The organism is Ferrovibrio sp. GW821-FHT12E11 (assembly GCF_058806975.1).
The window spans coordinates 2714406-2728737 of record NZ_JBXAQG010000001.1; the positions used below are offsets into that span (position 1 = coordinate 2714406).

General features: G+C 64.7%; 13 protein-coding genes. 8 read left to right on the forward strand and 5 right to left on the reverse strand.

Annotation, left to right across the window (positions count from 1 at the left end; translation table 11 throughout):
• Positions 1-4: 4 nt before the first annotated feature.
• Entirely contained in the window at positions 5-4933 is a 4929-nt protein-coding gene (locus AC1ROT_RS13545; RefSeq protein ID WP_492999600.1) for a PAS-domain containing protein, read from the reverse strand.
• Between the two features lie 141 nt (positions 4934-5074).
• Between AC1ROT_RS13545 and AC1ROT_RS13550 the strand changes: the two genes are divergently transcribed.
• On the forward strand, positions 5075-5974 hold the full coding sequence (locus AC1ROT_RS13550; protein WP_492999603.1) for an esterase-like activity of phytase family protein: 900 nt from the start codon (positions 5075-5077) through the stop codon (positions 5972-5974).
• Between the two features lie 66 nt (positions 5975-6040).
• On the opposite strand, the gene rpmB is transcribed toward AC1ROT_RS13550, so the two are convergent.
• Positions 6041-6334 (reverse strand): 50S ribosomal protein L28, encoded by a 294-nt coding sequence (gene rpmB, locus AC1ROT_RS13555; RefSeq protein WP_492972161.1) that lies wholly within the window; start codon positions 6332-6334, stop codon positions 6041-6043.
• Positions 6335-6639: 305 nt separating this feature from the next.
• On the opposite strand from rpmB, the gene rpmH reads away from it, so the two are divergent.
• Genes rpmH through argB form a run of 6 tightly spaced genes read left to right on the forward strand, consistent with a single transcriptional unit; the run spans position 6640 to position 10903 of the window.
• Complete coding sequence (gene rpmH, locus AC1ROT_RS13560; protein WP_492972160.1) at positions 6640-6774, forward strand: 50S ribosomal protein L34; 135 nt, start codon at positions 6640-6642, stop codon at positions 6772-6774.
• Between the two features lie 11 nt (positions 6775-6785).
• Positions 6786-7175: a ribonuclease P protein component gene (gene rnpA, locus AC1ROT_RS13565; RefSeq protein WP_492972159.1), complete on the forward strand. Its 390-nt coding sequence runs from the start codon at positions 6786-6788 to the stop codon at positions 7173-7175.
• Positions 7172-7465 (forward strand): membrane protein insertion efficiency factor YidD, encoded by a 294-nt coding sequence (gene yidD / locus AC1ROT_RS13570; RefSeq protein ID WP_492999605.1) that lies wholly within the window; start codon positions 7172-7174, stop codon positions 7463-7465. Before rnpA ends, yidD begins: the two co-directional genes overlap by 4 nt.
• Complete coding sequence (gene yidC / locus AC1ROT_RS13575; protein ID WP_492999607.1) at positions 7465-9279, forward strand: membrane protein insertase YidC; 1815 nt, start codon at positions 7465-7467, stop codon at positions 9277-9279. The genes yidD and yidC overlap by 1 nt, the downstream gene beginning before the upstream one ends.
• Before the next feature lie 6 nt (positions 9280-9285).
• Positions 9286-9939: a ribosome biogenesis GTP-binding protein YihA/YsxC gene (gene yihA, locus AC1ROT_RS13580; RefSeq protein WP_492972156.1), complete on the forward strand. Its 654-nt coding sequence runs from the start codon at positions 9286-9288 to the stop codon at positions 9937-9939.
• Between the two features lie 46 nt (positions 9940-9985).
• Entirely contained in the window at positions 9986-10903 is a 918-nt protein-coding gene (gene argB, locus AC1ROT_RS13585) for an acetylglutamate kinase (protein ID WP_492972155.1), read from the forward strand.
• 55 nt (positions 10904-10958) lie between these two features.
• On the opposite strand, the gene AC1ROT_RS13590 is transcribed toward argB, so the two are convergent.
• Positions 10959-11855, reverse strand: coding sequence for a DMT family transporter (locus tag AC1ROT_RS13590; RefSeq protein ID WP_492999609.1), 897 nt, complete (start codon positions 11853-11855; stop codon positions 10959-10961).
• An 83-nt stretch (positions 11856-11938) separates the two neighbouring features.
• Positions 11939-12850, reverse strand: a complete 912-nt coding sequence (gcvA, locus tag AC1ROT_RS13595) for a transcriptional regulator GcvA (RefSeq protein ID WP_492999610.1) — start codon at positions 12848-12850, stop codon at positions 11939-11941.
• 87 nt (positions 12851-12937) lie between these two features.
• Here gcvA and AC1ROT_RS13600 point away from each other — a divergent pair, with 87 nt between their 5' ends.
• On the forward strand, positions 12938-13390 hold the full coding sequence (locus tag AC1ROT_RS13600; protein WP_492972152.1) for a VOC family protein: 453 nt from the start codon (positions 12938-12940) through the stop codon (positions 13388-13390).
• Here AC1ROT_RS13600 and AC1ROT_RS13605 read toward each other — a convergent pair whose 3' ends face one another.
• Positions 13391-14272, reverse strand: a complete 882-nt coding sequence (locus AC1ROT_RS13605) for a haloalkane dehalogenase (RefSeq protein WP_492999613.1) — start codon at positions 14270-14272, stop codon at positions 13391-13393.
• Positions 14273-14332 lie beyond the last annotated feature (60 nt).

Sequence of the window (14332 nt, forward strand, 5' to 3'; positions counted from 1 at the left end):
CCGGTCAGTTGAGTTTTTTCAGTGATGCCAGCAGATTGCCAAGTCCGGCCTTGGCCTTTTCGTTCAGGCCCGGCTCCGGCGCCGCAGCTTCGGATTCTGCGGCCGGTGCGGCGGCCGGCTTTTCTGCCGTCGCGCCGCCAAGCACCCGGTTCATCGCCGCGAGCAGCTGCGGCAGCGAGATCGGTTTGGCCACGTAATCGTCCATGCCGGCGGCGATGTAGCGCTCGCGGTCGCCTTCCATCGCATTGGCGGTCAGCGCGACGATGGGGATGGTGGCGCAATCCTTGGGCAGGCGCCGGATCGTCTGCGTTGCGGTGATGCCGTCCATCTCCGGCATCTGCATGTCCATCAGCACCAGATCGTAGGGCGCTTTCTGCACCTGTTCGCAGGCCTCGATGCCGTTGATGGCGACATCGACCTGATGGCCGAGCTGGCGCAGCATCAGGCCGATCACCATCTGATTCACCTGATTGTCCTCGGCCACCAGGATGCGCAGGTTTTTCTGGGTTGCTGGCCCGTCGATGGCCATGTCCTGCACTTCGGTGACGACGGGCTGGCCTTCCTGCAGCGGCATCACGAACCAGAAGGTGCTGCCCTGGCCCTCGACGCTGTCGACGCCGATGCGGCCGCCCATCAGCTCGACCAGCTGCTTGGAAATGGCGAGGCCAAGCCCGGTGCCGCCGAAGCGGCGGGCGATCGAGCTGTCGGCCTGGCTGAACTTGCCGAACAGGCGGTCGAGCTTGTCGGCCGGGATGCCGATGCCGGTATCGCGCACCCGGACGGTGAGGTAGTAGCGACCATCCTCCATGCGCGCGGCCTCGGCCTGCAGCGTGATGCTGCCGCGGTCGGTGAACTTGATGGCGTTGCCGGCCAGGTTGAACAGAATCTGGCGCAGGCGGCCGGGATCGCCCTTGAGGAAGCGCGGCGTGTCCGGCGCCACATCGCTCGACATCTGCAGGCCCTTCATCACCGCGCGCGGATTCATCATCGAGATCGCGCTCTCGATCAGATGCGGCAGGTCGAAGTCGATTTCTTCCAGATCGATGCGGCCAGCCTCCAGTTTGGAGAAATCCAGGATGTCATTGATCAGTGTCAGCAGATGCTCGGCCGACTCGCGCGCCGTTCCCACCAGTTTGTGTTGGTGCATGGTCAGGTCGGTATTCTGCAGCAGGCCGATGGTGCCCAGCACGCCGTTCATCGGGGTGCGGATCTCATGGCTCATCATGGCGAGGAATTCCGATTTCGCCCGGCTGCCTTCCTCGGCGCGTTCTTTCTCTTCGGCGAAGCGGTCGGCCAGTTCGCGCATGCGGAAGGACTGCTGCTCGACCTGACGCTTGGCGGCTTCCAGATCGGCGATATTGCGCCGCAGGGTTTCCTGCTGCTCCTTCAGCGTGGTGATGTCGGTGCGGATGCCGACGATGCCGCCATCGGAGGTGCGGCGTTCGGTGTTGCGCACCCAGCGGCCGCTGGCCAGGCGGGTTTCGGTGCTGCCGCTGCCTTTACGGAACTGCTCGATGCGCTCGGACAGCCAGTCATCGAGGAATTTCGGATCCAGATCGATGGTGTCGCGCTGGATGCTGGCCTTCAGGATGTCGCTGAAGGTGGCGCCCGGCACCAGGTGATCGGTGATTTCCTTGTACAGTTCGCGATACTTGCTGTTGCTCAGCACCAGGCGTTCGTCCTTGTCGTAGAGGACGAAGCCGTCGGAGATGCTTTCGATCGCGTCATAGAGCTGTCGTTCGGCCTGCTTCACGGCGGTGATATCCGTGCCGATGCCGACAATGCCGCCGCTGACGGTGCGCCGTTCGTGCACCAGCAGCCAGCGGCCATCTTCCAGATAGCGTTCGAAAGGTTCGCCATCCGGATTCTGGTGGCGCGCGACGCGGTCGGCGATCCACTGCTCCGCACTCATGCCTCTGTCAGGTTTCATCAGGCCGCGTTCGACCGCGATCCGGATCATGCCCTCGAAGCTGGCGCCGGGCTGGATTGAATCGGCCATGCGGCGGTTGTGATCGATAAAGCGTTCGTTATACAGAACCACGCAGTCATTCTGGTCATACAGGACAAAGCCATCGCTGATCGCATCGATGGCGTCGCGCAGATTCTGCTCGGCCTGTTTCAGGTCGCTGATGTCGTTGAAGACGGTGATAATGCCGCCATCGACGGTGCGGCGGCGCTGCATGCGCAGCCAGATGCCGGGGAAGGGCTGCGCATCCAGCGGCTTGCCGGTCGGGCTGAGGAATTCCCGCGACAGGGCTTCGACATAGGTGTTCAAGTCGAACTCGCCATCGAAATCCGGCTCGCGCTCGGCGGTGATGCGCATGATCTCGCGGAAATGAATGCCCGGCTTGATGAGCGACGGATCGTGGCGGGTCATTTCGTAATAGCGCTGGTTCGCCATCACCATGTAGCCGTCGCGGTCATACAGCACGAAACCCTCGGTCAGCGTCTCGATGGCATCGCGCAGGCGCTCTTCCGCCAGCTTGAGATCGGTGATGTCGCTGGCGACCAGGATGGTGCCGCCTTCCGCCGTGCGGTGGCGCACGTTGCGCAACCAGCGGCCGGGGAGGAATTCGCCGTCGACTGGGCGGCCCGATGGATTGTGATAGTCCGCGCGTGCGGCCGTGATGTAGCCATGATGATCGGCATTAGGCCAGGATTTCGCCCGGCGCGCAGCCGCCGTATCGACGATATCGTCCATGGTCGCACCCGGCTTCAGGCTGTCGGGTTCGATATCGAACACCTCGTAATAGCGGTGATTGGCCATCACCATGCGTCCATCCGGCCCGAACAGGATGAAGCCTTCCGCCAAGGATTCGATGGCATCGCGCAGGCGGGCTTCTGCCATTTTCAGATCGGTGATGTCGCTCATCACCACGATGGTGCTGCCGTCGTTGGTGCGGTGGCGGGCGCTGCGGATCCAGCGGCCAGGGATGCCTTCGCGGTCGAAGGGCTGGCCGGTCGGATTGCGATGCTCCTCGCGCAGGCGGGCGGTATAGGCGCTCTGGTCGACGCCGGGCCAGGCGATCTTGCGCCGGGCGATGATGATGTCGATCAGGTCTTCATAGCTGATGCCCGGCATCACGATATCGGGATCGTGATCGGTCATCTCGTAGAAGCGCTTGTTGGCCAGCACCATGCGGTCGTCCGGTCCGTAGAGCACAAAGGCGTCCGACAGCGCGTCGATGGCATCGCGCAGGCGCTTTTCAGCCATCTTCAGGTCGGAGATGTCCGCCACCATGCTGATGACGCCGCCATCGCTGGTCCGGTGGCGCACAGTGCGCAGCCAATAGCCGGGCCGGGCCTGGATGTCGAACGGCTTGCCGCTCGGACTGGCGAAATCCGCGCGCAGCCGGGCGACATAGGCGGCGGCCTCGGCGGAACGGCCGTTGGCTTTTCCTGTCGCCAGGATATTGGCCATGATCTCGTTGTTGTAGACGCCGGGCCGGACCACACTCTCCTCATGGCCGGTGAGTTCGTAATAGCGCCGGTTGACGGTAATCAGGCGGCCATCGGGGCCGAACAGGGCGAAGCCCTCGGCCAGGCTGTCGATGGCATCGCGCAGCCTTTGCTCGGCGTCTTTCAGAGCGGTGATATCGGTGATGATGTCGACCGCGCCGCCTTCCTGGGTCGGATTGACGGTGAAGCGCAGCCAGCGTCCGTCGACGGTCCGTCGTTCGAACTGGTAGCCGCGCTTGCGGTTGAACAGCATGTCGTCGCGATAGGCGACGCGGCGGGCGCGCTGTTCCGGGCTTACGGCGCCGAAATCGTTTTCCAGCGCGGCCATCACATCGGCGAAGGTCACGGGAAGCTGGCCTTCGAACCGCGCCAGGGGCGGCAGAAGCTCGACGGTGCGATGGTTGAAGCGGATCAGGCGATTCTGTTCGTCGTAGAGCAGGAAGCCGTCCGACAGGCTGCTGATGGCATCGCTCAGGCGCTGTTCGGCGGCATGACGGCGGCGCATCTGGCGCCGCAGCAGGATCAGCAGGCTGATGCCGGCGGCGGCGGCGAGCAGGACCGAGGCCATGCCGATCAGCAGATTTTCACGCCAGGTCGCCAGGACCCGGTTGCGCGAGATGCCGACGCCGACGATCAGGGGATAACCGGTCACGCGGTTCACCGCCAGGAAACGGACGATACCGTCCAGCCCGCCGCTGGTGGTCAGGTCGCTGCGGGCCTGCTCGTTGTAAGGCGGCTTGAACAGCATCAGGTTGGCCGCGGACGTGCCGATGCCGGGGCCATTTTCCGGCACGCGGGCGATGCGGCTCCCCGATGCGTGATACAGCACCAGCGATGTCTCGCTGTCGATCACGGCTTCGCGATAGAAGCTGAGGAAATATTCGGGCTCGATGGAAACCGAGATCACGCCGCCGAAGCTGCCGTCGGGCTTGTTGATGCGGCGGCTGGCGCTGATGCCCCACATCTGGTTGATGCGGCTCTGGCGCGGCTCGTCGATGAACAGGCCCTGATGTGGATGGTCGCGATGAACCTGAAAATAGGGCCGGTCGGCACCGTTGAAGCTGCGCGGCATCACGGCGCCACTGTCGAGGATGGAATCGCCATTCTCGTCCAGCACGATGAAGGCGCGCACCTGTGGCAGATCCGCCAGACGCGCATTCATGCGCTCGCGCAGGGCCGACATGCTGCTGATCTGGCCGCTGCCGGCCATGCCGCTCAGGGTTTCGGCGAAGTTGATCAGGAAGATGTCGACGGCACCCAGGCTGCGGCCGGCATGCTCTTCCAGCAGGTTGGCCATCGAACGGGCGGTTGCCCGGCCGGACGTAATCTCGTCATTATACTGGCGGTACAGTTGCAGGCCGAGCAGGGCTGCCAGCAGCAGCACCATGGCGCCGACGAACAGTACCGGCGTCCGGGCCGGGGTAAAGGCCAGACGGGAGTCTTTCGAGGTGTTGTTTGCAACCTGGTCGGTCATTGTAGACGTAAGATCCTCCACCTTTGGGAAGCATACCGAATGACGGCCCTGCGCCAAGCTAAACATTCGACAAGCATTGTTTTAACTCTGCTTTTCCTGATTTTTGCCTCCGGCGGTCCGGTCGTTGCCCAGCCGCTGGCCGTGCAGGCCGAGGCCTTGCCGCTGAGTGTGGAGCCGGGGGTCCCGAACCGGCTCGGCAGCCTGACCTATCTGGGCGGTCTGGTGCTGTCGGCCGGCGGCGGCACTTTCGGTGGCTATTCGGGCATCGCGGTCGATGCGGACGGCGCCGGCCTGTGGGCGATCTCCGATGTGGGGCACTGGCTGCGGCTGGACTTTCAGCGCGATGCGGCCGGACTGCCCAACGGCGTGGCCGCTGCGCAGATACTGCCGCTGCGTGATGCCAATGGTGCGACGGTGACACGCAAAGTGCTGAGCGATGCCGAGGGTCTGCGCCGCCTGGCGGACGGGCGCTGGCTCGTGGCCTTCGAACGCGCCCATCGCCTGTGGTATTTCGACCGGCCCGGCGGCGCTGCGGCCGGCACGCTTTCGGTGCCGGCTTCGGTCGCCGACCAGCCCGACAATGGCGGCATCGAGGCAGTTGCGAGCTTCCCCAATGGTGAGCTGATGCTGTTCAGCGAAGAGAGGCCCGCGCTGGTCGGCGGCGGCAGCGAAAACACGGCGGTCTGGCTGTGGCGCCAAGGCCGCTGGCACGATCTGGCCTGGACGGCGCGGGATGATTTCAGGCCGACAGATGCAGTGACATTGCCCAATGGCGATGTGGTTCTGCTGCAGCGCTATTTCACACCGTTGGTCGGCCCGAAGGCCCGCCTGACCCGCATCGCGGCCGGCGATATCCGGCCCGGTGCCGTGCTGCAGGGAACATTGCTGGCGGAACTGGCGCCGCCGGTCGCGGTCGACAATATGGAAGCGCTGGATGTGCGCACCGCTGCCGATGGCAGCCTGTGGCTCTATGTGATGTCGGACGACAACCAGAACAGCCTGCAGCGCACGTTGCTCATGGTCTTCCGGCTCGATCCGTGAGCGGAAACGAAAACGCCCGCCGGCATCGCTGCCGGCGGGCGTTTGAAACCGTAAAGGTCGAAGGGCTTAGGCCGCCTTGGCAGCCAGGGCCTTCTTGATCTTGCGCTTGATGACGCGGGCGGGCGCCGACAGCAGCTCGTCCTTGGTCTTGATCAGCCAGTTGTCGATGCCGCCATTATGCTCGACCGAGCGCAGGCCGTGGCTCGACACGCGCAGCGTCACGTCGCGACCCAGCGCTTCGCTGATCAGCGAAACGACATGCAGATTCGGCAGGAACCGACGCCGGGTCTTGTTGTTGGCGTGGCTGACATTGTTGCCGCTCTGAACGCCCTTGCCGGTGACTTCGCAACGACGAGCCATGGTGAACCTCTAACTTTCCAGTGTTTGCCGTAAATTTGGTGGCCGGTTATAGGGACTGGGCCCCCGGCCGTCAACCGGCAAAACCCGCTTCCGGGCTGGGTTCGGCCCCGCCGCGCGATCTGCGGTATTAACGGTCGGGAATGGCGGGGGAAATGGCCTGAATCCCGCGTTGACTCCGCCCCGGCGACCCCCTATACAGCGGGACCGATTTTGCCGGGGCCCCCGCGGGCTCCCGCATATGTATGTTTATTGAAGGCTTTTTGCCGGTTTTCCGCAAAAAGCCGGCTGTCAGACGGAGAGCCGCTGTGAAACGGACCTATCAACCCTCCAAGCTGGTGCGCAAGCGCCGCCATGGTTTCCGCGCCCGCATGGCCACCGTCGGTGGCCGCGCGGTCATCGCTGCCCGCCGCGCCCAGGGCCGCAAGAAGCTTTCGGCTTAAGTCCGTCCGCGATGGCGACGGGCGGTGTCGAACGACTCCGCCGCCGCGCGGATTATCTCCGGGTGCAGGCGGCCGAGCGGCGCGTGGCGCTGCCGGGACTGCTGCTGCAGGCCGCACCCGGTGAAACCGGCTGCTGCCGTGTTGGCTTCACCGCCTCGCGTAAGGTTGGCAATGCTGTCCTGCGCAATCGCGCCCGCCGCCGCCTGAAGGCGCTGGTGCACGAACTTCTCCCGCAACATGCCCTTCCTGGGCACGATTATGTGCTGGTTGCGCGCCGCGACACGCCGCAGCGCGACTATGCCGCGTTGCGCCGCGATCTCGAAGCTGCCCTGCGCAAGCTGAAGCTGTGGCAGGCCGTGCCAGCAGGGAATCCAGGCGAGTCGGCCGGGGGTGCGGCATGACGCCGCTGGCCCGCCTGCTCAGCCTGCCGATCAAGGCCTACCGCCTCGTACTCTCGCCCTGGATCGGGCATAACTGCCGCTTCCAGCCGACCTGCTCCTGCTATGCGCTCGAAGCGCTGGAGAAGCATGGTGCGGCGCGCGGCGGCTATCTCGCCGTGCGGCGGCTGGCGCGGTGCCATCCGCTGGGCAGCAGCGGTTACGATCCGGTGCCGTCTGCTGCATCCGAGTCCGTGTCACAAAAAGCCGCTACCGTTTCGTCACCCTCTTCCGTACAGCAAGGTTCAGTCTGATGTCCGACCAGAAGAATCTCATCATCGCGATCGTCGTCTCGGTCGCGATCATGCTTGGCTTCCAGTTCTTCGTGGAGGCGCCGAAGCAGGAAAAACTGCGCCAGCAGCAGGCCGCACAGCAGATCGAAGCCGGCACCGTGCCGCAGGCGCCGGGTGCCCCGAATACCACGACCGGTCTGCCGCAGCTGCCCAGCCTGGCCCAGCAGATCGACATGGCGGCGACGCGCGACAAGGCGCTGGCCGACAGCCCGCGCGTGAAGATCGAAGGCAAGCGCCTCACCGGTTCGCTCAATCTCGTCGGCGGCCGGATCGACGATGTGGTGCTGCCGGAATACAAAGAGACGATCAAGGCCGACAGTCCGCCGATCCATCTGCTGTCACCGGCCGGTGGCCCGTCGCCCTATTATGCCGAATTCGGCTGGACCGTGGCCGGCGGCGGCGTGGCGCTGCCCGATGCGCAGACGCGCTGGACCGCCGATGGCAGCGTGCTGCGTTCGGGCCAGCCGCTGAAGCTGACCTGGGACAACGGCCAGGGCCTGGTCTTCACCCGCACCATCACGCTGGACGACAATTATCTCTTCACCGTCACCCAGGCCGTGGAGAACAAGGGCGACAAGGCGATCACGCTGTTCTCCTATGCGCTGGTGTCGCGTCATGGCACGCCGCATACCGACGGCCTCTACATCCTGCATGAAGGCCCGGTCGCCGTGTTCCGCGAGAAGACCGGCGACAAGGGCACGCTGAAGGAACTCAGCTACAAGGATCTCGCCGACGACAAGGCGCGCGAATTCGACACCATCGGCGGCTGGATCGGCTTCACTGACAAATACTGGCAGACCGTGCTGGTGCCGGGCGTCGAGCAGACCGTGAAGGCGCGCTTCAGCCATGCCAAGCCCAATGCCGGCCTGGAGCGCTATCAGGCCGACTATCTCGGCGCGGGCCAGCAGCTGGAACCGGGCAAGAGCGTCAGCGCCACCACGCTGCTGTTCGCCGGCGCCAAGGAAGTGCGCGTGCTCGACCGCTACGAAGAGCAGCAGAAGATCGCCCGCTTCGAGCTTTCGATCGACTGGGGCTGGTTCCACTTCCTGACCAAGCCGATGTTCTACAGCATCGAATGGCTCAAGGGCGTGCTGGGCAATATCGGCCTCGCCATGCTGGCGGTCACCGTCATCGTCAAGCTGCTGTTCTTCCCGCTCGCCTACAAGTCCTATGTGGCGATGAGCTCGATGAAGAAGCTGCAGCCCGAAATGCAGGCCATGCGCGAGCGCTATGGCGAAGACCGCGCCAAGATGCAGCAGGAGCTGATGGCGCTGTACAAGAAGGAGAAGGTCAACCCGGCCGCCGGCTGTCTGCCGATCCTTCTGCAGATTCCGGTTTTCTTCGCGCTTTACAAGGTGCTCTATATCGCCATCGAAATGCGCCATGCGCCCTTCTACGGCTGGATCCAGGATCTTTCCGCGCCCGATCCGACCACCTGGCTGAACGGCTTTGGCTTCCTGCCCTGGGACGTGCCCAATCTCGGCCCGCTGCATATCATCTCGATCGGCGTCTGGCCGATCATCATGGGCATTTCCATGTGGCTGCAGATGAAGATGAATCCGCAGCCGCCGGATCCGGTGCAGCAGAAGATCTTCGCCCTGATGCCGATCGTCTTCACCTTCATGCTCGGCTCGTTCGCGGCTGGCCTGGTGATCTACTGGAGCTGGAACAACACGCTCTCGATCCTGCAGCAGTATGTGATCATGAAGCGCATGGGCGTGAAGATCGGCGGTGGTGCCGAAAAGCCCGATCCCGCGCCGAAGCCGAAGAAGTAGGCTGGCATGACCGACCTGCCGGCGCCGGACGAAGGATTTGCACCGGCCGCGCTGGAGCGCGGCCGGCTGCTCTTCGCCGGGCCCTGCGACTTCTTTGCCGGCGCCATGACCGTGCCGCAGCTGCCGCCGGCACGCGGACCGGAGATCGCCTTTGCCGGCCGTTCCAATGTCGGCAAGTCGTCGCTGGTCAATGCGCTCTGCGGCCGCAAGGCGCTGGCCCGCACTTCCAATACGCCGGGCCGTACCCAGCAGCTCAATTTCTTCGATCTGGGCCTGGGCACCTTCAGCCTGGTCGACCTGCCGGGCTATGGCTATTCCTCGGTCGGCAAGGCGAAGGCCGAGGCCTGGACCGAAACCACGCGGGCCTATCTGAAGGGCCGGCCGGAGCTGAAGCGGGTCTGCCTGCTGGTGGATGGCCGCCACGGACTGAAGACCGGCGACGAAGACATCATGAAGCTGCTGGATAAATCGGCGGTGATCTACCAGGTGATCCTGACCAAGGCCGACAAGACCAGCCAGGCCGAACTGGCCGCGGTCAAGGCGGCCACGGCCGCCGTGTTACAGAAGCATGTCGCCGCCCATCCGATCATCCGCGTCACCTCCAGCCACGACGATCTCGGTATCGCCGAACTCCGGGCCGAGCTTGCAGCCCTGGCCTGACGCCCCGTATAACCGTTCCAACCGATAAACACGCCGAGAAGCAGCCATGAAGACGACGACCGGCCCGCAACCGCTGGAAGCGCATCTGCAGCAGACCGCTAGGGTTCTGTCCGAGGCGCTGCCCTATATGCGTCGCTTCGCCGGCCAGACCATGGTGATCAAGTATGGCGGCCATGCCATGGGCGACGAGGCCCTGGCCATGCAGTTCGCCCGCGATGTGGTGCTGATCAAGCAGGTCGGCATCAATCCCATCGTGGTGCATGGCGGCGGTCCGCAGATCGGCGCGATGCTGGAGCGCCTGAAGATCAAGAGCGAGTTCGTCGATGGCCTGCGCGTCACCGATCAGGCGACCGTCGAGATCGTCGAGATGGTGCTGGCCGGGTCGATCAACAAGGCGATCGTCACTGCGATCAGTGCCGCCGGCGGCACCGGCCTGGGCCTCAGCGGCAAGGACGGCCGCCTGATCGAGGCGCGCAAGTTGCGCCGCTCGGTCCGCGATCCCGGCTCCAACATCGAGAAGATTCTCGATCTGGGCTTTGTCGGCGAGCCGACCCGGATCAATCCCGGCATCCTGCAGACCCTGCTCAGCTCCAACGTCATTCCGGTGGTGGCACCCATCGGCATCGGCGAGAACGGCGAGACCTACAACATCAATGCCGATACTTCGGCCGGCGCGATTGCCGCCGCGGTCGGCGCCACCAAGCTGCTAATGCTGACTGACGTAGCCGGCGTGCTGAACAAGGACAAGAAGCTGATCCCCAGCCTCACAGCCAAGGAATCGCTGGTGCTGATGGGCGATGGCACCATCACCGGCGGCATGATCCCCAAGGTGGAAACCTGCCTGGATGCCGTGCGTGGCGGCGTGTCGGCGGCCCATATCCTGGATGGCCGCATTCCGCATGTGCTGCTGCTCGAACTGTTCACGGCGCATGGCGTCGGCACGATGATCGAACGGACGCCCTGACGCGGCGTCTGCGCGCAACTGAAAAAGCCGCCGGCGCAAAAACCGGCGGCTTTTTTCATGCCGGCGGAACCGGCCGGCGATTGACCAGCAGGATGCCGGCGACGATCACCGCCACGGCGAGCCAGACCAGCAGGCCGTAGCGCTCACCGAAGACGAAGGTGCCGATGCCCAGGCTGGTCGCCGCCATCACATAGCCGATCTGGCTCAGATATACCGGTCCGGCCACGCGTTGCAGTTCGAAATAGGGAATGAAGCTCAGGCAGGCAAACAGCCCGGCCGCCGGCAGCACCCAGTCGGCGCTGGCGGTGCTGGACGGCAGATAGAGCGCGCTGAACGCCACGCAGCCGACCAGCAGCCAGAAGGCCGCGCCCAGCAGGGTGCCCGCCGCCAGGGCCAGCGGCGGCGCGTCCTTCGGCCAGTAGCGGGTGCGGTAGATATTGCCGGCTGCCAGCGACACCGGCGCGATGAAGGCCAGCAGCATCCAGGGCAGGTCGGCATCGCTGACCGGCCCGGTGCGCGGCCCCAGGATCAGGAGAATCCCGACAAGGCCAAGCGCAATGCCGGTGGCTCGCATCCAGACCAGTTTCTCCATGCGCAGGGTGAGGGCGAAGACATAGGTCAGCATTGCCGGGAAGGCATAGGCGATGCTGGGCAGGCCGGCGCCGATGCGCGCCACCGCCAGGAAGATCAGCACACTGGGCAGCGCCAGCGTGATCAGGCCGCTGATGGCGTAGAAACGCAGATGCTGCAGCGGTGGCCGCGCGCCGGTCAGGCTGGCGAGCAGCAGAAGGAGCAGGCCGCCGATCAGGTTCTGCCAGAAGGCAAAGGCGATCATCGGCATGCCGCTCTGCGCCGCGATACGGGCGAAGGGCGGCGCGAGGCCGAGCGTGACGCCGGTGGCGATCAGCAGCAGCAGGGGATAGGAGCGCGACTGGCGCAGGGCGGCGAACATTTTTATGAATCCGGGATGGCGAGACGGCGGCGGGAGTAGGCGATATATCGTCGGCGGCGGCAATGTCCAATGTCACAGGACGGTCAGGCTTTATGGTCGCCGGTTTCGCGCAGCCAGGTACGGAAGGCGCGGATCGCCGGTTCGCTTTCGCGGCCGGGCAGGTGCAGCAGATAATAGCCGCCCTTGCGGGCGACGCGGCAGCGTGGCAACGGCTCGGCCAGGCGACCCGCGCGCAGGTCGGCGGCGACGAAGAAATCTGGCACCAGCGCCAGGCCCAGCCCGTTCACGGCCGCCTCGATCGACATGAAGAAATGCTCGAAGGTCGGCCCGCGCGCCGCCACCGTCTTCAGGCCGGCGATGCCGAACCATTCGGCCCAGGCCTCGGGCCGCGTTGAATGGGTGAGCAGCGTGTGGCGCTTCACATCCTCGGGCTTCTTCACCGGCTTGGCCTTCAGCAGCGCCGGGCTGCCCACCAGGATGACGGTTTCGGGGAACAGCCGTTCGGTCTTCAACCCCGCCGGCCAGTCACCGGCACCATACTGGATGGCGACATCCACCGGCTCGGCCGTGAAATCCACCGGCCGGTCGGCGCTGGTGACGTCGACGGCGATCTCGGGATGGCGGCGGTGGAAGTCGGCCAGCCGGGGCATGAACCAGCGCATGGCCAGCGTCGGCATCATGGTGATCGCCAGGCGGTTCGCCGGCCGGCCGCTGCGGGCCAACAGCCGGGTTGCCGCCAGCATGCGGTCGAAGGCTTCGGCCAGCGGCGGCAGATAGGCGGCGCCGCTCTCGGTCAGCTGCAGGCCGCGCGACGTGCGGCGGAACAGCGTCACGCCCAGATCGGTCTCCAGCTGCTGCACCAGGCGGCTGACCGCGCCCTGGGTCACATGCAGTTCGGCCGCGGCCCGGGTGAAGCTTAAGTGCCGGCCGGCGACCGCAAAGGCGCGCAGGGCATTGAGAGAGGGCAGGCGGGTTTCTGGATGAGAAAAACTCATGATGCCCCAAGTTTAAATCGGTTGAGGCAGCCGCGCCAGCCGCTAGGATGGCTGCCATCAGCAGCCTTTCCCCCATGAGGTTTCCCCATGAATGCCCTGACCCCGGTCAAGTCCAAGCACACCACCATCCGTCCGTTCCATCTGGCCTTCCCGGTCAAGGACATTCCGGAAACGCGCAAGTTCTACGGCGAGCTGCTTGGTTGCTCGGAAGGCCGTTCGGCTGAACACTGGGTCGACTTCGATTTCTACGGTCATCAGCTGGTCGCCCATCTGGCCCCGGAAGAATGCACCATCAAGGCCTATAGCTCGGTCGACGATCACCAAGTACCGGCCAAGCATTTCGGCGTCATCCTCAGCATCCCGGACTGGCAGAAGCTGGCCGACAAGCTGACCAAGGCCGGCATCAACTTCATCATCGAGCCCTATGTGCGCTTCGAGGGCGAAGCCGGCGAGCAGCACACCATGTTCTTCCTCGACCCCTCGGGCAATGCGCTCGAGTTCAAGGCGTTTGCCAACGACGACATGATCTTCGCGAAGTAATCAGAATCTGGCGAGCGCTTCGGTCGCGACGCGCTCGCCCCATTCCTGCACGAAATGCCCGGCCTCTGCCAATTCCAGCGGAGCCGGGCAATTCTTTATCTGCTTGCGCAGCGCCTGCATCACCGGCGGCCCGAGCACCGGATCGGTCATGCCGATGGCCATCAGGCTGGTGCCGGCCCAGTCCGTGCTCCAGAAATCCCGCGCTCGCCGCGCAATTTCGGCGCCCGGCGCATCCTTCGTATCCGGCACCAGGTTGGGGAAGCGCCGCACGCCGCTTTTGTAGGTCGCGTCGGGATAAGGCGCCTCGTAAGCGGCGGCTTCGGCATCGCTTAAATGCGGGCAGCTGCGCTTCATCAGCTTGGCGATCGCCATATCCGGATTCTTGTTGTTCCAGGCGCGCCAGTCGATGAACCCCTGAGTCAGCGGCGCATCGCCGGTCGCCAGCGTGGTGTTCATCACCACCAGGCCGTCGAAGCGCTCGGGCATCTTCTTCGGAATGGTGAGGCCGAGCAGGCCGCCCCAGTCCTGGCAGACCAGCACGATATTCTGCAGGTTGAGGCCGCGGATCAGCGCGATCAGGCTGTCGCGGTGGAAGTCGAAGGTATAGATGCTCTCGTCGCGCGGCTTGTCGGACTTGCCGAAGCCGAAGAGATCCGGCGCCACCACGCGATGGCCGGCCGCCGTGAAGATCGGGATCATCCGGCGGTAGAGGTAGCTCCAGGTCGGCTGCCCATGCAGGCAGAGGAAGGTCTTGCCCCCATGCTTGCCCTCGTCGAGGTAATGCATGCGCAGGCCGTTGTCGTGGGTGACGTAATGGGGCCGGAAACCGTAGCCGGGCAGAGTGTCGAATCGTTCGTCCGGCGTGCGCAGGGCCTCGATCATGGCGTCTCTCTCCCGTTTGTTATGGAGAGAGGCTGTCACGATTACCCCGGCGGGATCAAT

Excerpts from the sequence above, each read along its gene's own strand:
- AC1ROT_RS13545 (WP_492999600.1), bottom strand. The coding sequence starts at position 4,933 with ATGACCGACCAGGTTGCAAACAACACCTCGAAAGACTCCCGTCTGGCC.
- rpmB (WP_492972161.1), bottom strand. The coding sequence starts at position 6,334 with ATGGCTCGTCGTTGCGAAGTCACCGGCAAGGGCGTTCAGAGCGGCAAC.
- rnpA (WP_492972159.1), top strand. The coding sequence starts at position 6,786 with ATGGCGACGGGCGGTGTCGAACGACTCCGCCGCCGCGCGGATTATCTC.
- yidD (WP_492999605.1), top strand. The coding sequence starts at position 7,172 with ATGACGCCGCTGGCCCGCCTGCTCAGCCTGCCGATCAAGGCCTACCGC.
- yidC (WP_492999607.1), top strand. The coding sequence starts at position 7,465 with ATGTCCGACCAGAAGAATCTCATCATCGCGATCGTCGTCTCGGTCGCG.
- yihA (WP_492972156.1), top strand. The coding sequence starts at position 9,286 with ATGACCGACCTGCCGGCGCCGGACGAAGGATTTGCACCGGCCGCGCTG.
- argB (WP_492972155.1), top strand. The coding sequence starts at position 9,986 with ATGAAGACGACGACCGGCCCGCAACCGCTGGAAGCGCATCTGCAGCAG.
- AC1ROT_RS13590 (WP_492999609.1), bottom strand. The coding sequence starts at position 11,855 with ATGTTCGCCGCCCTGCGCCAGTCGCGCTCCTATCCCCTGCTGCTGCTG.
- gcvA (WP_492999610.1), bottom strand. The coding sequence starts at position 12,850 with ATGAGTTTTTCTCATCCAGAAACCCGCCTGCCCTCTCTCAATGCCCTG.
- AC1ROT_RS13600 (WP_492972152.1), top strand. The coding sequence starts at position 12,938 with ATGAATGCCCTGACCCCGGTCAAGTCCAAGCACACCACCATCCGTCCG.
- AC1ROT_RS13605 (WP_492999613.1), bottom strand. The coding sequence starts at position 14,272 with ATGATCGAGGCCCTGCGCACGCCGGACGAACGATTCGACACTCTGCCC.